At 68.9% G+C, this 17033-nt stretch carries 19 protein-coding genes and 1 pseudogene; 9 read left to right on the top strand and 11 right to left on the bottom strand.

The window, feature by feature from the left end; all coding sequences use genetic code 11:
• From dapF to VXD91_RS12355, 3 genes are read right to left on the bottom strand one after another with little or no spacing between them, the layout of a single operon-like run.
• Positions 1 to 891, bottom strand: a complete 891-nt coding sequence (gene dapF, locus VXD91_RS12365) for a diaminopimelate epimerase (RefSeq protein ID WP_318984388.1) — start codon at positions 889 to 891, stop codon at positions 1 to 3.
• Positions 892 to 895: 4 nt separating this feature from the next.
• Positions 896 to 1822, bottom strand: a complete 927-nt coding sequence (miaA, locus tag VXD91_RS12360; RefSeq protein ID WP_318984387.1) for a tRNA (adenosine(37)-N6)-dimethylallyltransferase MiaA — start codon at positions 1820 to 1822, stop codon at positions 896 to 898.
• Positions 1819 to 2514: a hypothetical protein gene (locus VXD91_RS12355; protein WP_318984386.1), complete on the bottom strand. Its 696-nt coding sequence runs from the start codon at positions 2512 to 2514 to the stop codon at positions 1819 to 1821. Before VXD91_RS12355 ends, miaA begins: the two co-directional genes overlap by 4 nt.
• Before the next feature lie 140 nt (positions 2515 to 2654).
• On the opposite strand from VXD91_RS12355, the gene VXD91_RS12350 reads away from it, so the two are divergent.
• Positions 2655 to 3983 (top strand): DUF349 domain-containing protein, encoded by a 1329-nt coding sequence (locus VXD91_RS12350; RefSeq protein ID WP_318984385.1) that lies wholly within the window; start codon positions 2655 to 2657, stop codon positions 3981 to 3983.
• Positions 3984 to 3996: 13 nt separating this feature from the next.
• Here VXD91_RS12350 and VXD91_RS12345 read toward each other — a convergent pair whose 3' ends face one another.
• Positions 3997 to 4605, bottom strand: coding sequence for a hypothetical protein (locus VXD91_RS12345; protein ID WP_318984384.1), 609 nt, complete (start codon positions 4603 to 4605; stop codon positions 3997 to 3999).
• On the bottom strand, positions 4593 to 6143 hold the full coding sequence (gene miaB / locus VXD91_RS12340) for a tRNA (N6-isopentenyl adenosine(37)-C2)-methylthiotransferase MiaB (RefSeq protein WP_318984615.1): 1551 nt from the start codon (positions 6141 to 6143) through the stop codon (positions 4593 to 4595). The genes VXD91_RS12345 and miaB overlap by 13 nt, the downstream gene beginning before the upstream one ends.
• 163 nt (positions 6144 to 6306) lie before the next feature.
• Between miaB and VXD91_RS12335 the strand changes: the two genes are divergently transcribed.
• The 4 genes and pseudogenes from VXD91_RS12335 (at position 6307) to VXD91_RS12320 (ending at position 9513) form a co-directional block, all read left to right on the top strand.
• The gene (locus VXD91_RS12335; RefSeq protein WP_318984614.1) at positions 6307 to 7035 is read left to right on the top strand and encodes an amino acid ABC transporter ATP-binding protein; all 729 of its coding nucleotides are present in this window, start codon (positions 6307 to 6309) and stop codon (positions 7033 to 7035) included.
• A 65-nt stretch (positions 7036 to 7100) separates the two neighbouring features.
• Positions 7101 to 7859 (top strand): annotated as a pseudogene (locus tag VXD91_RS12330) (glutamate ABC transporter substrate-binding protein); the annotation flags it as partial.
• A gap of 39 nt (positions 7860 to 7898) precedes the next feature.
• Positions 7899 to 8573: an amino acid ABC transporter permease gene (locus VXD91_RS12325; RefSeq protein ID WP_234791633.1), complete on the top strand. Its 675-nt coding sequence runs from the start codon at positions 7899 to 7901 to the stop codon at positions 8571 to 8573.
• Positions 8574 to 8634: 61 nt separating this feature from the next.
• Positions 8635 to 9513, top strand: a complete 879-nt coding sequence (locus VXD91_RS12320) for an amino acid ABC transporter permease (protein ID WP_318984383.1) — start codon at positions 8635 to 8637, stop codon at positions 9511 to 9513.
• Here VXD91_RS12320 and VXD91_RS12315 read toward each other — a convergent pair.
• A complete protein-coding gene (locus VXD91_RS12315) occupies positions 9483 to 10100 on the bottom strand; it encodes a helix-turn-helix domain-containing protein (RefSeq protein WP_318984382.1) in 618 nt (205 codons plus the stop codon). The two genes, VXD91_RS12320 and VXD91_RS12315, sit on opposite strands and share 31 nt — an antisense overlap.
• A gap of 120 nt (positions 10101 to 10220) precedes the next feature.
• Here VXD91_RS12315 and VXD91_RS12310 point away from each other — a divergent pair, with 120 nt between their 5' ends.
• Both VXD91_RS12310 and VXD91_RS12305 read left to right on the top strand, forming a co-directional pair.
• A complete protein-coding gene (locus tag VXD91_RS12310) occupies positions 10221 to 10976 on the top strand; it encodes a 3-oxoacyl-ACP reductase family protein (protein ID WP_318984381.1) in 756 nt (251 codons plus the stop codon).
• 106 nt (positions 10977 to 11082) lie between these two features.
• Positions 11083 to 12021: a hypothetical protein gene (locus VXD91_RS12305; protein WP_346415538.1), complete on the top strand. Its 939-nt coding sequence runs from the start codon at positions 11083 to 11085 to the stop codon at positions 12019 to 12021.
• Here the strand turns inward: VXD91_RS12305 and recX are convergent.
• From recX to VXD91_RS12280, 5 genes are all read right to left on the bottom strand, one after another.
• On the bottom strand, positions 12018 to 12551 hold the full coding sequence (gene recX, locus VXD91_RS12300; RefSeq protein WP_318984379.1) for a recombination regulator RecX: 534 nt from the start codon (positions 12549 to 12551) through the stop codon (positions 12018 to 12020). The two genes, VXD91_RS12305 and recX, sit on opposite strands and share 4 nt — an antisense overlap.
• Positions 12520 to 13572: a recombinase RecA gene (gene recA, locus VXD91_RS12295; RefSeq protein WP_212811736.1), complete on the bottom strand. Its 1053-nt coding sequence runs from the start codon at positions 13570 to 13572 to the stop codon at positions 12520 to 12522. Before recA ends, recX begins: the two co-directional genes overlap by 32 nt.
• 194 nt (positions 13573 to 13766) lie before the next feature.
• Complete coding sequence (locus VXD91_RS12290; protein ID WP_318984378.1) at positions 13767 to 14561, bottom strand: SDR family NAD(P)-dependent oxidoreductase; 795 nt, start codon at positions 14559 to 14561, stop codon at positions 13767 to 13769.
• A gap of 127 nt (positions 14562 to 14688) precedes the next feature.
• Entirely contained in the window at positions 14689 to 14883 is a 195-nt protein-coding gene (locus VXD91_RS12285; protein WP_212811738.1) for a DUF3046 domain-containing protein, read from the bottom strand.
• 9 nt (positions 14884 to 14892) lie between these two features.
• A complete protein-coding gene (locus tag VXD91_RS12280) occupies positions 14893 to 16068 on the bottom strand; it encodes a nucleotide disphospho-sugar-binding domain-containing protein (protein WP_318984377.1) in 1176 nt (391 codons plus the stop codon).
• Positions 16069 to 16129: 61 nt separating this feature from the next.
• Here VXD91_RS12280 and VXD91_RS12275 point away from each other — a divergent pair, with 61 nt between their 5' ends.
• A complete protein-coding gene (locus VXD91_RS12275) occupies positions 16130 to 16567 on the top strand; it encodes a limonene-1,2-epoxide hydrolase family protein (RefSeq protein WP_318984376.1) in 438 nt (145 codons plus the stop codon).
• A 21-nt stretch (positions 16568 to 16588) separates the two neighbouring features.
• Entirely contained in the window at positions 16589 to 17029 is a 441-nt protein-coding gene (locus VXD91_RS12270) for a DUF5313 domain-containing protein (RefSeq protein ID WP_212811741.1), read from the top strand.
• Positions 17030 to 17033 lie beyond the last annotated feature (4 nt).

The raw sequence follows: 17033 nt of genomic DNA, 5'->3' as shown, positions 1-17033 counted from the left end.
TCAGCGGGCCGCATCTGAATTTCCTTCGTTCTCGTGCCACCATTCGGCGGCCAGTTCGCCGTGCGCCAGCAGCACCGACGGCCCGCGCAGGTAGCTGGTGTCCGCGGTGATGGTCACGCTGACCTCACCCCCGGGGATCACCACCCGCAGGCTGCCGGTGTCCGCGCCGGTGTGGTTCAGTGCTGCCAACGTCGCAGCGACCGTTCCGGTTCCACAGGAGCGGGTTTCGCCCACGCCGCGCTCGTGCACCCGCATGGCCACCACCCCGTTGGCGGGCGCGGTCAGCACCTCGACGTTGACGCCCTCGGGGAACTGGTCGGCGTCGAAGGACACCGGCGCCGCGATGTCCAGCGCGGTGAGCCCGGCCATGTTCAGTGACGGATCGACGCACGCCAGGTGCGGGTTGCCGACGTCGACGGCCAGGCCCTCGAAGGTCCGGCCGGCGATGACCGCCTTGCCGTGCCCGTACGAACGGGCCTTGCCCATCTCGACGGTGACCTCGGCGTTGACCGCGTCGGCGCCGTGCAGGGTCACCGGACGTGGCCCGGCCAGGGAACCGACCACGAATTCGTCACGGTGCTCGAGCCCGGAGGCGCGCAGGTAGTGCGCGAAGACACGGACGCCGTTGCCGCACATCTGGGCGATGGAGCCGTCGGCATTGCGGTAGTCCATGTACCAGTCGTCGGCGGCCACGCCGTCGGGCAGGCGGTCGAACACGCCGGCCTCCTGTGCGGCCCCGGCCTTGGTGACCCGCAGCAGGCCGTCGGCCCCCAGTCCGCGGCGCCGGTCGCACAACGCGGCGATGACCGAGGGGGTCAGCTTCAGTTCGGCGTCGACATCGGGCAGCACCACGAAGTCGTTCTGGGTGCCGTGCCCTTTCGAAAACCGCACAGCTTCAGGATACGTGGCGCCACCGACGCGCCACCTCGGCTGCGTTGTCCGGAGCGTCACCGGCCAGCCAGACGATCCGGTGATCGCGGCGGAACCAGGACCGCTGCCGGCGCACGTAGCGCCGGGTGCCGATGAACGTCCGCTCCTTGGCTTCTGTCATCGCGGCTTCGGCCGTAGCGGGGTCGTCACCGGCGTCCAGCGCCGCCAACACCTGCGCGTAGCCCAGGGCCCGGGCCGCCGTCACTCCGTCGCGCAGGCCGCGGGCACGCAGCGCCACCACCTCCTCGACCAGCCCGGAGGCGAACATCAAGTCGGTACGGCGCTGCAGCCGGTCATCGAGAACCTCTGTGTCCCAGTCCAATCCGACGATCAGGGTGTCCCAGCGCGGGGCCCCGATCTGTGGCGCCGACGCCGCGAACGGCTGCCCGGTGAGTTCGACGACCTCGAGCGCCCGCACGATGCGCCGGCCGTCGGTGTTCAGGATCGACGCGGCGGCCTCGGGGTCGACGCGCGCCAGCTCGCCGTGCAGGGCGGTGACCCCGACCTCGGCCAGCCGGTCCTCCCACCGGGCCCGCACCGCGGGATCGGTCGCCGGGAACGACCATTCGTCGAGCAGTGCCTGGATGTACATCATCGATCCGCCGACGATCACCGGCACGGCGCCGCGAGCGGCGATGTCCTCGATGTCGGCCGCGGCGGCCGCCTGGTACTTCGCGACGGTCGCGTTGTCGGTGACCTCGAGGACGTCGAGCTGGTGGTGCACGATGCCGCGCCGCTCGGGCACCGTCAGCTTGGCGGTGCCGATGTCCATGCCGCGGTAGAGCTGCATGGCGTCGGCGTTCACGATCTCGCCGCCCAGCTGTTCGGCGAGGTCGAGTGCCAGGGCCGACTTGCCGGTGCCGGTGGGGCCGACGACCGCGATGGGCCTCACTGCGCGGTCCAGGTACCGACGAAGTAGCCGACGCCGTAGGGCGCGCCGCGATACAGCTCCGTCGCTTTCGGGTCGGGTCCGGCCAGCCCGGCCAGCACCTGGTAGGCGACGCGGCCGAGGACGCCGGACAGCCCCGCGATCGCGGCCACGTCACCGGTGCCCAGCGCGTCATCCCACTGTGCTTGTCGCACAACCGAATCCGGATCGAAGCCGCCGGGCGCCGCGGCCGTCAGGGTGTTCGCGCCGTCGGCGACCACCAGCACACCGACGGCGTCGTCGGCGGCGTCCAGCTCCGCGCGCAGGGCACGACCGCGCTCCAGCGCGATGTCCGGTGCCAGGCCGTCGGCGAAAACCCGCACGTCGACGGTCGCTCCCGCGTCGACACTCCCCCGCAGCCAGCCGGCGATCAGCGCGCACAGCGGCAGAGGCCGTACCGCCCCGTCCGCGGCCGGCGTGAACGTAACCCGGACGTCGGCGCCGTAACCGGCGAAGGTGCCGACCGCGTCGGCGGGCACCCGGCCATCCTCCGGACCGACGCCGATTGCCACCCAATGCGACGGCAGGTCCTGCACCGCCCCGCGCACGGCGGCTGCCAGGTCGGCCAGTTCGACCGCCGCGCCGGACGCCAGCTCAGGCACCAGAATGGGGGCCGACGGGACGATGGCGATATGTGTCAGGCCGGCGCTACGCACGCGTCCACGCTAACGAGTCCGGCAAACGCCTGCGCAGACGGCGGGTCGACCTGTTTGAATAGCGTGCGAGTACCAGATGACGGCGCCGCGTCGCGCGGCAGAAGCGTGGGTCACCCACGCGCGGGCATGAGGAGCACGAGATGACCACCACCGAACCCGGCAACACCCCGAAACCGACTCCTCGGCCCGGTCCGCCGCGCCCCGGTCCCAAACCGAGCGCCATCCCGCACCACCCTCCGGCGCCACCTGTGGCCGCCGCGCCGACGTGCGATCCGCACCGCTTCGGCCGCGTCGACGACGACGGCACGGTATGGCTCATCACCGCCGCCGGCGAGCGCAAGATCGCGTCGTGGCAGGCGGGCGACGCGGAGGCCGCGTACGCCCACTTCGGCCGCCGGTACGACGACCTGAGCACCGAGGTGGCGCTGCTGGAGCACCGGCTCGGTAGCGGTAGCGGCGACGCCCGCAAGATCAAGTCGGCCGCCGCGACGCTGCTGGAATCGCTGCCGGAGGCCTCGGTACTGGGCGATGTCGATGCCCTGAGTGCCCGGCTGAGCACCATCGTCGAGCAGGCGGGCGCCAGCGCGCAGGAGGAGCGGGCCAAGCGCGACGAGCACCGGGCCGCCCAGACCGCCCGCAAGGAAGCCCTGGCCGCCGAGGCCGAGGAGATCGGCGCCAACTCCACGCAGTGGAAGGCCGGCGGCGACCGGCTGCGCGCGATCCTCGACGAGTGGCGGACCATCACCGGCCTGGACCGCAAGGTCGACGACGCGCTGTGGAAGCGCTACTCGGCGGCCCGCGAGGCGTTCAACCGGCGCCGGGGCTCGCACTTCGCCGAGCTCGATCGCGAGCGGGTCGGCGTCCGTCAGGCCAAGGAGGCGCTGTGTGAACGCGCCGAGGCGCTGTCCAGCTCCACGGACTGGGGCGCCACCTCCGCGACATTCCGCGATCTGCTGACGCAGTGGAAGGCCGCGGGCCGCGCCGCCAAGGACGTCGACGACGCCCTGTGGAAGCGGTTCAAGGCCGCCCAGGACACGTTCTTCAGCGCCCGCAACGCGGTCAACGCCGAGAAGGACGCCGAGTTCAACGCCAACGCCGACGCCAAGGCCGAGCTGCTGGCCGAGGCCGAGAAGATCGACATCAGCGATGTCGAGGCCGCGCGCGCGGCATTCCGGGCCATCGGCGACAAGTGGGACGCCATCGGCAAAGCTTCACGCGACCGCACCGCGGAGCTGGAGCGCCGGCTGCGGGCCGTCGAGAAGAAGATCCGCGACGCCGCGCAGAGCGGCTGGAGCGACCCGGAGGCGCAGGCCCGGGCCGACCAGTTCCGCGAGCGCGCCGAGCAGTTCGAGCGTCAGGCCGAGAAGGCCGAGGCCGCCGGCAAGACGAAGGATGCCGAGAAGGCGCGGGCCAGTGCGGCGCAGTGGCGCGAGTGGGCTTCGGCGGCGGACGCCGCGATCAAGAAGTAGTCGCGTCGGGCGTTTAAGCGCCAGGCGAGTCCGGGCCGTCGAGCAGCCCGCGTTTCTGCTGCTCGGCGGTCGATTCGCGGCGCTGCGCCTCGGCGGCCAGCTGCACCGCGGTGCGTGACCACACCACGCGGGCCCAGTGGAACGTCAGCAGGATGACGGCGATCCACGCCAGGTAGAGCCCGAATCCGGGTCCCGGGTAAGGCTTGACGACGGTGTTCCGCGACCAGATGGCCAGCATGCCGAGGAAGCACGACACGGCGGAGCCGGCCAGCGCGATCCAGGCCAGGCCCCAGCGGCGGGTCAACAGCGCCAGCATCGAGAAGCCGACGCTGAACACCAGGATCAGCCAGACGAACACCCGCGACGGCAGCAGAATCTTCGCGTCCAGGGCGGCCTGATCGCCGAGCAGCACGTCGAAGCCCTTGACGCCACCGGTGTGCGGCAGCACAAACGACAGCAGGATGACGAAAACGCAGATCGCCACGACCATGGCGCGGCCGCCCGGGTCGATCTCCCGGGCGATGCGCTGCTCGGCGGCGTCGATGTCGTCCTTGAATTCCTCGAATTCGCCGTTCGCGCCGCCGTTGGGCTGTCCGGGCTTGGTGTCGTTCATCGTGAACATCCCTGCTCTACGGGCGTGACGGGGGGCGCGCCGATCTGCGGCATGCCCAGCCCGACGCCGGTGGTGGGTTTGCGGCCCGCGGCGTGCGCGTCGCCCGCGCGGGTGCGGCGGTGGCTGATGATCGGCGTGTCGGCGATCAGGTGGTGCGGGGCGGCACCGGTGACGGTCGTGGTGACGATGTCGCCAGGACGGATGTCGGCGTCACCCGGGGTGAAGTGCACCAGCCGGCCGTCGCGCGCACGGCCCGACATTCTCTCGGTCGCGGAATCCTTGCGGCCTTCGCCGGTGGCCACCAGCAGCTCGACCTCACGGCCGACCTGTGCCAGGTTCTCCTCCCAGGAGATGCGCTCCTGCAGCTCGATGAGCCGCATATACCGTTCGGACACAACCTCTTTCGGAAGCTGGTCGGGCAGCTCGGCGGCCGGGGTACCAGGCCGCTTGGAGTACTGGAACGTGAAGGCGCTGGAGAACCGGGCGCGTTCGACGACGTCGAGGGTGGCCTGGAAGTCCTCTTCGGTCTCCCCGGGGAACCCGACGATGATGTCGGTGGTGATGGCCGCATGCGGGATCGCGGCCCGCACCCGTTCGATGATGCCGAGGTACTTCTCGGCGCGGTAGGAGCGGCGCATCTCCTTGAGGATGCGGTCCGATCCCGACTGCAGCGGCATGTGCAGCGTCGGGCAGATGTTCGGGGTGGCCGCCATGGCTTCGATGACGTCGTCGGTGAACTCGGCGGGGTGCGGCGAGGTGAACCGGACCCGCTCGAGGCCCTCGATGTCGCCGCAGGCGCGCAGCAGTTTGGCGAACGCGCCGCGGTCGCGCTCGATGTCGGTCCAGGCGTCCGGATTTTCGCGGAGTCGTTCGTCCTGCGAGAACGAAACGCCATACGCGTTGACGTTCTGGCCCAGCAGCGTGATCTCCAGGACGCCCTGGTCCACGAGGGACTTCACCTCGGCGAGGATGTCGCCGGGACGCCGGTCGACTTCCTTGCCGCGCAGCGACGGCACGATGCAGAACGTGCAGGTGTTGTTGCAGCCCACCGAGATGGAAACCCAAGCGGCGTAAGAAGATTCGCGCGTGGCCGGCAGCGCCGAGGGGAACTCCTGAAGGGCCTCGACGATCTCGACCTGGGCTTCGCGGTTGTGGCGGGCGCGTTCCAGCAGCACCGGCAGTGAGCCGATGTTGTGCGTGCCGAACACCACGTCGACCCACGGCGCCTTGCTCAGCACCGTGTCGCGGTCCTTCTGCGCCAGGCAGCCGCCGACGGCGATCTGCATGTTCGGGTCGGCTTCCTTGCGCGGCGCCAGGTGGCTGATGTTGCCGTAGAGCTTGTTGTCGGCGTTCTCTCGCACCGCGCAGGTGTTGAAGACCACGACGTCGGCGTCGGTGCCGTCCTCGGCACGCCGGTATCCGGCGTCTTCGAGCAGGCCGGCGAGCCGCTCGGAATCGTGGACGTTCATCTGACATCCGTAGGTGCGGACCTGGTAGGTGCGTCCCGCGCCGGAACCCGTAGCGGACTCCGTGGCGTCAGCTTCCACGTCCGGAGTCGCTGTCGAAATCACGTGCCAATCGTACGGGCGACGCGATTTATACCAAATTTGCCGAAGGGTTTCCGGGTTTCTGTGACTGATCCGCGCGCCGTGGTTTACCTGGGTAGTGTCTGTGCGCATGGTCACCGGCGAGCCGTCACCTGCCACCCCGATGATCTCGGTCAAGGGGGTCAACAAGCACTTCGGCGCACTGCATGTGCTGAAGGACATCAATCTCGAAGTCCCGCGCGGACAGGTGGTCGTGCTGCTCGGGCCGTCGGGTTCGGGCAAGTCGACGTTGTGTCGCACCATCAACCGGCTGGAGACCATCGACTCCGGCTCGATCCACATCGACGGCGAGCTTTTGCCCGAAGAGGGCCGCAAGCTGGCCACGCTGCGGTCCGAGGTCGGCATGGTGTTCCAGTCGTTCAACCTGTTCGCGCACAAGACAATTCTCGAGAACGTCACCCTCGCGCCGATGAAGGTCCGCGGCAAGGGCAAAGAGGAGGCGCGCAAGAAGGGGCTCGAACTGCTGGAGCGGGTCGGGGTCGCCAACCAGGCCGACAAGTACCCGGCGCAGCTGTCGGGTGGTCAGCAGCAGCGCGTCGCGATCGCCCGGTCCCTGGCCATGGGCCCCAAGGTCATGCTGTTCGACGAGCCCACCAGCGCGCTGGACCCCGAGATGGTCAACGAGGTGCTGTCGGTGATGACGTCGCTGGCGACCGAGGGCATGACCATGATCGTGGTGACGCATGAGATGGGCTTCGCCCGCCGCGCGTCGAACCGGGTGGTGTTCATGGCCGACGGCACCATCGTCGAGGACGCCGAGCCCGACGAGTTCTTCACCGCCCCGAAGTCCAACCGGGCCCGGGATTTCCTGGGCAAGATCCTGGACCACTGATCGTGGAACGATCGATTGGGCAGAGGTTCGTGACGCGCACTCTCCGCCGCCTGGCCGCCGTCACGGTGCTGATCGTGGCGTTGTTGTCGCTGAGCGCGTGCGGCGCGAACAGCAAGAAGATCACCATCGGCACCAAGTTCGACCAGCCCGGCCTGGCCGCGAAGAAGCCCGACGGCACACTGGCCGGCTTCGACATCGACGTCGCGACCTACGTGGCCGGGCAGCTGGGCTACAAACCCGACGACATCGAGTGGAAAGAAGCGCCGTCGGGTCAGCGCGAGAACCTGATCCAGAATCACCAGGTCGACTTCATCGTCGCCACCTACTCGATCACCGACGCCCGTAAGCAGAAGGTGTCGTTCGCCGGACCGTATCTGGTGACCGGCCAGAGCCTGTTGGTGCGCGCCGACAACAACGAGATCACCAACGTCGAGTCGCTGCAGAACCACAAGAAGCTGTGCTCGGTGTCGGGTTCCACACCGGCACAACGCATCAAGGACAAGTACCCGGGCGTGCAGCTGCAGCAGTACGACACCTACTCGGCGTGCCTGGAGGCGGTGAAGACCGGCGCCATCGACGCGCTCAGCACCGACGAGGTGATCCTGGCCGGCTACGCCGCGCAGACGCCGGGCGCCTTCAAACTGGTCGGCAAGCCGTTCTCGGTGGAGAAGTACGGCATCGGATTGCTCAAGGGCGACAAGGAATTACGCCAGAAGATCAACGACGCCATCCAGAAGATGCAACAGACCGGCGAGTGGCAGGCCGCGTTCGACCGCAACCTGGGGCCGGCCGGGTTGTCGGCGCCGCCGCCTCTCCCGCTGGACACCAACATCAATGGCGCCGGCGGCGCCAAGCACGTCGATCTGTGGGGCACCTACGGCGGCAAGATCGTGAAGGCGTTCTGGACGACGATCCAGCTGACGCTGCTCGCCGCGGCCGGGGCACTGATCCTGGGCACCGTGCTGGCGGCGATGCGGCTGTCGCCGGTACCGGTGCTGCGCTGGCTGGGCACGGCGTACGTCAACGTGGTGCGCAATACCCCACTGACGCTGATCATCCTGTTCTGTTCGTTCGGTATCGGCAACACCCTGCGGATCACCCTGGTCGATCCGCATTCACCGACTGCCGTGGTGGACAGCAACTTTCGGCTCGCGGCGCTCGGGTTGACGGTCTACACCGCGTCGTTCGTGTGCGAGACGCTGCGTTCGGGCGTCAACACCGTGCCGCTGGGGCAGGCCGAGGCCGCGCGCTCGCTGGGCATGAGCTTCGGGCAGAACCTGCGGTTGATCCTGTTGCCGCAGGCTTTTCGCGCGGTGATCAATCCGCTGGGTTCGGTGCTGATCGCCCTGGTGAAGAACACCACCATCGCGTCGGCCATCGGCGTGGCCGAGGCGGCGCTGCTGATGAAAGAGATGATCGAGAACACCGCGGCGCTGCTGGCGGTCGGCTCGATCTTCGCCGCGGGTTTCGTGGTCCTGACGTTGCCGTTGGGGCTGTTGTTCGGTTGGTTGGGTAAGCGATACGCGGTGGTGCGGTGATGAGCGCTTGCGCGAAGAACAGAGGACTCCGGTTGAGCGCGTGCGCGAAGGGCGGGCACTGATGAGCGAAGCTTCCGTCCTCTACGACGCCCCGGGCCCACGGGCGCAGCGGCGCAACCTGTTGTTCGCCGCCGTCATCGTCGCGGTGATCATCGCGATGGCCGGCTGGGTGCTGTGGCAGTTCGAGTCGAAAGGCCAACTGACCGAAGCGAAATGGCACCCGTTCCTGACCGCGAACCTGTGGACGACGTACGTGCTGCCCGGCGTGGCCGGCACGTTGACGGCGGCCGCGGTCTCGATCGTGCTGGCGCTCGTCCTAGGTCTGGCGCTGGGCATGGGCCGGTTGTCGGATGCTCGTCCGGTGCGCTGGCTCTGCTCGGTGGTCGTCGAGTTCTTCCGCGCCGTCCCGGTCCTGATCATGATGTTGTTCGCGTATTTCCTGTACGCGCTGTACGACGTCTTCCCGTCGCGCCAACTGGCACTGGCCGGCGTGATCACCGGCCTGACGCTGTACAACGGCGCCGTGATCGCGGAGATCGTGCGGGCGGGTGTGCACGCGCTGCCGCGCGGCCAGCGTGAGGCCGCCGTCGCACTGGGTCTGCGGCCCGGTCAGACCCTGCGGCTGATCCTGCTCCCCCAGGCCGTGACGTCGATGCTGCCGGTGCTGGTGTCCCAGATGGTGGTGGTGCTCAAGGACACCGCGATCGGCTACCAGATCACCTTCGTCGAGATGGTCCGCCAGGGCACGAACATCGGTTCGGCGTACAGCAACTACATCCCCGCGCTGCTGGTGATCGCGGCGCTGATGATCAGCCTCAACTTCGCACTGTCGGCACTGGCGACGCGCCTCGAAGCCCGGCTGCGCAAGTCCCGGCGCAGCCCCGAACCACTGCAGATGAAGACCGGAGTTCAGGAGGACACGCCGGGAACCCCGGCCTGACGCGGTTCGGGCCAGGCGCGCAGCGCCTGATCGGCGACCGCGTGCAATTCGTCGCGGTCGGCACCGCTGTTGGCCTGGACTGCCAGGCCCTGACACACGGCCCCGATCCAGCGGGCCAGCACCTCCGCGTCCGCCCCGGATAGTTCACCCACACGTTGGGCCGCGGTGAACCGTTCGGCCATTTGAGCGACCGCGTCTTCGCGCAGTTGCGCCAGTTCGGCGTGCAAGGCCGCCGCCTCGTCGCCGGCGGCCAGGGCGCTCTGCACCAGCAGGCAGCCGCGCGGGCCCGCTGTCCCGGCTGACGCGTCGACGGCGCCGTGCACCATGGCGTACGCGGTATCCCACGCGGTGGGCAGGGCCAGCGCCCGTTCCGCGTACCCTCCGGGCCCGGCCTGGTAGCGGCGCACGGCGGCCCGGAAAAGGTCGGCCTTGGAACCGTATTCGGCGTACAGCCCGCGCCGGTTCACCCCGGTGGCAGCCGCGAGATCGGCGATGGACACTCCGTCGTAGCCGTGCGCCCAGAACAACCGCATCGCAATGTCCAGGACGCACTCCGGGTCGTACATGCGAGGTCTGCCGATCGCCATCAGCCCTCCTGGTGTGATCCGGGCCACAGTTCGGAATGAAGTCCGGCCGTAGCGGCTTGTCCTGAGCGTACTTAGTAACCGATCGGTTCGAAAGAATCATCCCCACGACTTGGAGAGCTCATGAGCACCACCTCGGAAGCACCACTTGCCGGCCGACGTGCACTGGTCACCGGCGGTTCTCGCGGCATCGGCGCCGCGACTGTGCGCCGGCTCGCCGCCGACGGCGCCGCGGTCGCGTTCACGTACCAGTCGTCGCCCGATGCCGCGCAGGACCTGGTCGACGAACTCGAAGCGACCGGTGCCAAGGTGGCCGCCATCAAGGCCGACAGCGCCGATGCGCTGGCCGTCGCCGCGGCCGTGGACGAAGCCGTCGAGCGGCTCGGCGGCCTCGACATCCTGGTCAACAACGCCGGCGTCGCGCAGGGCGCGCCGATCGAGTCGTTCCCGTTGGAGGACTTCGACCGGATGCTGGACATCAACGTCAAGGCGGTGTTCGCGGCGATCCAGCGCGCCGTGCCCCACCTGGGTACCGGCGGCCGGATCATCACCATCGGCAGCGTGAACGCCGACCGCGTGCCGACCCCCGGCTTCTCGGTGTACGCCCTCACCAAGGCCGCCGTCGCCGGACTGACGCGCGGCCTGGTGCGCGAGCTCGGCCCGCGCGGCATCACCATCAACACCATTCAGCCCGGCCCGGTCGCCACCGACATGAATCCCGACACCGGCGACTTCGCCGACGAACTCCGGCCGCTGATCGCCGTCGGCCGCTACGGCCAGCCGCGCGACGTGGCCAGCGCCGTCGCCTATCTGGCGTCCCCCGAGGCGGGGTTCGTCACGGGCGTCAGCTGGAACATCGACGGCGGTTTCGTGATCTGACGCCGCGTCATCGCAGCAGTCCGCGGGGTTCGCCTTCCCGGGTGTGAACCCCGCGGGCATGCATGTCGTGTCCCTGATGGAGGTTCACTCGATCCCGGGAGGCGTCATGAGCGTCGCGGTACGTGCGTTCACAGCAGTTCCAGCTCCAACCCAGACCGTCGCGGCGCTGTGCACCGCGTGCCTGGTTCTCACCGCGGCACCGTCGCCAGGGCACGCCGCCGCCCAAGCGGTGCCGATGCTCACCGAACCGAGCATCTCGCTGACGGCGCAGCCGCTGCCGCTGCCGCTCGATCTGCTCAACCAGCAGGTGATGTTCAACGTCGGGCTGTTCGTCGACTGGGTCACCACCGGCGCCGCCCTGTTCCAGCGCCAGGCACAGATACCGGGGAACTTCGTGGCAGCCATCGGCAGTGGCACGCCGCCACCGGCTGCTGCCACGCAAGCCTTGAGTGCGTTCGCCGACATCGAGTTCGAGGCCGGACGCGATCTCGTCGGGTTCGCCCAGGACATCGCGGTGTTCCAGCTCCAGTTCCGAGCCACCACCCTGTCCGCATTCCCGCCGTTCAACTCGGGACCCGGTCAGCAGTTCGTCGTCGACACCACCGCATTCGGCCTCAACGTCACACAGCAGATGGCGGACTTCGCACGAGCGGTGATCGCGTCAGTGGAAAAGTTCACCCACAACATGCTCGGCACGCCGGTGCCGACAACGATCGCTGCGGTGAATCCCACCGCAGCCACTGACGGCCCGCAGACACCGAAGACACTGGCCCCCACGAAAACACCGACCACGCAACAGGATTCGATCGCCTCGACGTTCAGCCCCAAGCCGCCCAAGCTCCCGGCGCCGCCGAAGAAGCCCCGCCAACTTGTCGACGTGGCGGCCGGCGACATCGATCACCCACCGGCCGGCAAGTTCGCGCCACCCAAGTTGCCCGCACCCAAGTTCTCGGCGCCGAAGTTCTCCGCGCCCAAGTTGTCGCTACCGAAGCTGTCGCTGCCCAAGATCACGCACCCGCACCCCAAGGGACCGGCCAAAGGCTAGACCGCGCGGCGCTGCCGTTCCTGCGTGAGCTGGGTGTTGACCACATCGAAGGCCATGCCCTGGCTGTACCCGCGGCGTGCCAACATCGCGACCAGGCGCCGGGTCACCTTCATCTCGTCGTCGAGGTTCTCCCGTCGCAGCTTCGCGGCGACCAGTTCCTCGGCGCGCACCCGCCACTCACCCGCGTCGACGCTGTCGAGCGTCTCGGCGATCACGTCGGCGTCGATTCCTTTGGTCCGCAACTCAGAAGCCAAGGCACGCTTGCCTTTTCCCGCATTGGTGCGACGTTCACGCACCCACTGCTCGGCAAAGGCCACGTCGTCGACGAGGCCGACCTCGGCGAGCCGGTCCAGCACCCGGGCGCTGACATCCTCGGGGAAGCCGCGCTTGGTCAGCTGAGCTTCGAGCTCGGCCCGGCTGCGCGCCCGGGTGGTGAGCAGACGCAGGCACACGTCCCGCGCCTGCTCCTCACTCCGCTGCGGCTGCGCCGGCTCGGCCTCAGAAGTCGACCGGGGCGGGAAGGACGTCATCGGCCGCACCATCGGTCACCACTGCACCGATACCGAGCTTCTCCTTGATCTTCTTCTCGATCTCGTTGGCGGCATCCGCGTTCTGCAGCAGGTAGTTACGGGCATTCTCCTTGCCCTGCCCCAGCTGCTCGCCGTCGTAGGTAAACCACGAACCGGACTTACGGATGAAGCCGTGCTCGACACCCATGTCGATGAGCGAGCCCTCACGCGAGATGCCGCGACCGTAGAGGATGTCGAACTCGGCCTGCTTGAACGGCGGCGACACCTTGTTCTTGACGATCTTGACGCGGGTGCGGTTACCGACCGCGTCGGTGCCGTCCTTGAGCGTCTCGATACGGCGCACGTCCATACGCACCGAGGCGTAGAACTTCAAAGCCTTACCACCCGTGGTGGTTTCGGGCGAACCGAACATCACGCCGATCTTCTCGCGCAGCTGGTTGATGAAGATGGCGGTGGTACCGGAGTTGTTCAGCGCACCGGTCATCTTGCGCAGCGCCTGGCTCATCAGGCGGGCCTGCAGACCGACGTGGCTGTCGCCCATCTCGCCCTCGATCTCGGCGCGCGGCACCAGGGCGGCGACCGAGTCGATGACCAGGATGTCGATGGCGCCGGAGCGGACCAGCATGTCGGCGATCTCCAGCGCCTGCTCACCGGTGTCCGGCTGGGAGACCAGCAGCGCGTCGGTGTCGACGCCGAGCTTCTTGGCGTACTCGGGGTCCAGGGCGTGCTCGGCGTCGATGAACGCCGCGATGCCGCCGGCCGCCTGGGCGTTGGCCACGGCGTGCAGGGCCACGGTGGTCTTACCCGAGGACTCCGGGCCGTAGATCTCGACGACGCGGCCACGCGGCAGGCCACCGATACCGAGCGCGACGTCCAGTGCGATGGATCCGGTCGGAATGACCGAAATCGGTTGGCGCGACTCTTCTCCCAGCCGCATGACCGAGCCCTTACCGAAGCTCTTGTCGATCTGTGCCAGCGCGAGCTCGAGTGCCTTCTCGCGATCTGGGGCCTGTGCTGCCATGGTGGTCTCCGTCCTCGTGGGTGTCCGTTGATCGGGTTTCCGATCGGTTGGCCGTGACGCTAGATGAGGCCACCGACAAGTTTTTCGAACTGACACCACAGTAGCGAACAGATGTTCGACTTCAAGCGGACACGCCGATCAATGACCGGTCACCCGGTGATCGCCACGGTCTTCGTGGGCATCGCCCATCGCGGTCACAGTGAACGCTGGCGCCGCAGGCCCAGCGCCCTCATCAGGGACAGCGCGCGCAGACCGGCGGCCGGTGCCACATCGGTGCCGCGGGCGATCACGCCGCGCCAGCGCGGTACGACGCGGAAGATCTGACGGGAATCCATCAGCTCCAGGGCAGCTCGTGCGATGTCGTCGGCGGCCAGCGGCTTGGGACCCGAGAACAGCAGCGCCGCACCGGGGTCGTGGGTCCGCGAGTTGACCATCTCGGTGTTCACCACATCGGGGCACAGCGCCCTGACCCGGATCGGCAGGCCCGCGCCGCGCAGTTCGCCCTGCAGAGAGGTGGTGTACGACACCACCGCGGCCTTGCTCGCGGCATACACGGCCAGCCCCGGCACAGGCGTCAGCGCCGAGATGGACGCGATGTTGAGGATGACGCCGCCACCGGCACCCATGGCGTTGACCGCCGCCATGCAGCCCGCCATCATGCCGCGGACGTTGACGTCGAGGGTCTGCACGACGTGCTCGGCGGGCTGCTCCCAGGAGTTCCCCGCGTGCAGCACACCGGCGTTGTTGACCCACACCGCGAGTCGGCCCTGCTGCGCAGCCAGTGCCGCAACGGCCTCATGGCCGGCGACGTCGCGCACGTCCTGGGCGACGCCCCACGCACCGCGCCCGACGGACTCCGCCGCGCGCTGCGCGGCGTCCCCGTCAACGTCGGTGATCAGCACGCGGTGTCCCGCCGCGGCAAGGGCTTTCGCGATGGCGAGGCCGATTCCCCGCCCAGCTCCGGTGACTACGGCAATGCTGGCGCTCATCGGCGTGTTGTCGTCCTTCCATCGTGGGGTTCACGCACGACGCTATCGGGGCAGTCTCGGCGAACACCATGTCGTCGGCCGACAAACACCGAAGCGCGAACCGTGCGGAGAGACCAAAGACCGGCGCTCACCACTGATCGCGCGGGACGTCGAAGTCCGCGCACAGGGCGCGCCAGACATCGCGGGGTTCGACGCCCGCTTCGATCGCTTGCGCCGGGGTACGGCCACCGAGCGCGGCCAGCACGTGGTCCGACACCAACGCAGCGCCGCGCGCCGCACCGAACTGCTCTTCGATCAGCAGGGTGAATTCGGTCAGTCGCACCGCACCAACCTACTCAGCGGGGCCGCCGAGCGCCGCTCGGCATACGGCCACCGGGTCCGCGACGCCCGCTCCGCTGGCACCGGCGCGCCGGGCCGCCTCCCGGTAGGACGGTGTCGCCAGCACGCGGCCCACGGTCGCCGCCAGCGATTCCGCGGTCAATGGCCGGATCAGCTCGCCACTGCCTTGCCGCACAATCCGATTGGCGATCTCCCACTGGTCGCCGCCACCGGGCACCACGACTAACGGGACCCCGGCCAGCAGCGTCTTGGACACGATGCCGTGCCCACTGCCGCAGATCATGACATCGGCCCGCTTCAGCAGTTCGTCCTGCCGCCCGAGTCCGACGGCGGCCCACGGCGGCACCGGCGCGTCGGGGCCGCGCAGCCGCGAGACGACGACGCGCGCGCCGTCGGGCAGCGTCTGCCCGGGGATCAGTGTCTCGAGCGCCAGGTCGTCCAGGCCCTGCATCCCCGTCGTCGCGGTCGACGGCGCCACCACCACGACCGGCCCCGAACCGGGCGGTATGTCGAGCACCGCGGTCGTGGGCTCGAAGTGCAGCGGCCCCACGACGACGGCTTCGGCCGGCCAGTCCGGCCGCGGCACCTCCAGCCCGGGCAGGGTCGCGATCAGCCGCCGCGCCGGCCCGGGATCGGTTGCGGGCAAGCCGATTCCGACGCGCGCCGCGGACCGCTGCCGGTTGCCCTGACGCACCGAACGAGCCGTGAGGAACCGTAGTGTCGCGTCCCGCAGCCGGCCCCGCACGCCGACGCCGGGCGCCAGGCCACTGCCCAGCGGCGGCAATCCTTTCGACGGCAGGTACAGCGGGTGCGGGGTCAGTTCGACCCACGGCAGGCCCATCGACTCGGCGACCATCCCGCCGCAGGCCGTGATGACGTCGGACACGATCAGGTCCGGCGCCGGCTCTCGCAGCGACGACTCATTGAGCACCGCCATCCGGGCCGCACGCTCGTGAATCTTGGCGCCCGAGTCGAGGTCGTCGTCGCCGTCCTCGGGATCCAGCCCGAGCAGCTCCCGTGCGTCGACGCCGGCCTGCCGTGCGGTGTCGAGCCATTGCCGGCCGGTGAACAGCACCGGATGGTCGCCGGCAGCCCGGAACCGGAGGCACAGCGCGATGGCCGGAAAGGCATGGCCGGGGTCCGGCCCGGCAACGACGGCGACGCGCATCGGGTCACCCTGTCACACCGGGGCCTGTGCGCCGGCGGGCAGGCGCACTACCGTGGCCGGTATGACACAGAGCACACCGGCCGTGACCCAGACCAACGCCGAGATCGTCGAATCGTTCCTCTACGCCCTGCAGGCCGAGGACATGGACACCGCAGACCGCCTGCTCGACGACAACCTCGTCTACGAGAACGTCGGGCTGCCGACCATCCACGGCCGCACGCGCGCGATGAAGCTGTTCCGCCCGATGAAGAAGAGCCCGGTCAGTTTCGAGGTCAAGTTCCACCGCATCGTCGGCGAGGGCACGACGGTGCTCAACGAGCGCACCGACGCGCTGGTCATCGGTCCCGTACGCCTGCAGTTCTGGGTCTGCGGGGTCTTCGAGGTGCACAACGGCAAGATCACGCTGTGGCGCGACTACTTCGACATGTTCGACATGGCCAAGGCCACGCTGCGCGGCCTCATCGGCGCCGTCGTCCCGGGCCTGCGTCCGACCATGTAGTCCCCGGTAAAATCGGCCACCATGGCCAATGAGAACCGCCCGAAGCCCAACGCCTGGCAGTACATCAAGTACAGCTACGGCGGCCGGCTGCCCGACTCGATGCGGGCGTGGGTGACCGAGGACCTCATCGGCAAGGGCGCAACGCTGCGGATCGTCATCCGCATGTTCGTCCCGGCGTTTCTGATCCTGATCCCCATCTGGTTCCTGCCCGAGCTCCTCGGCATCACCGGAGGGCAGGATCTGGTGATCCGCCTGAGCGCGACAGTGCCGATCCTGATCCCGGTGATCTACTTCTCGCACGCCCTGAACAAGATCTGGCGCCGCCACATGCTGGTCAAGCACGGCATCGACCCGAAGCTCCTCGAAGAGTCGTTGCGGCAGAAGAACGCCCACATCCACGCGGCCTACGAAGAGCGGTACGGCCGCCGGTCCGACGACGGCACGGGCAGCACCACGATCTAGCGGC

This window comes from Mycobacterium sp. SM3041 (assembly GCF_039668335.1).
Taxonomy (GTDB): Bacteria; Actinomycetota; Actinomycetes; order Mycobacteriales; family Mycobacteriaceae; genus Mycobacterium.
Note: the sequence above shows the minus strand (reverse complement) of the source record. Positions and strands in the feature narration are given on the sequence as shown.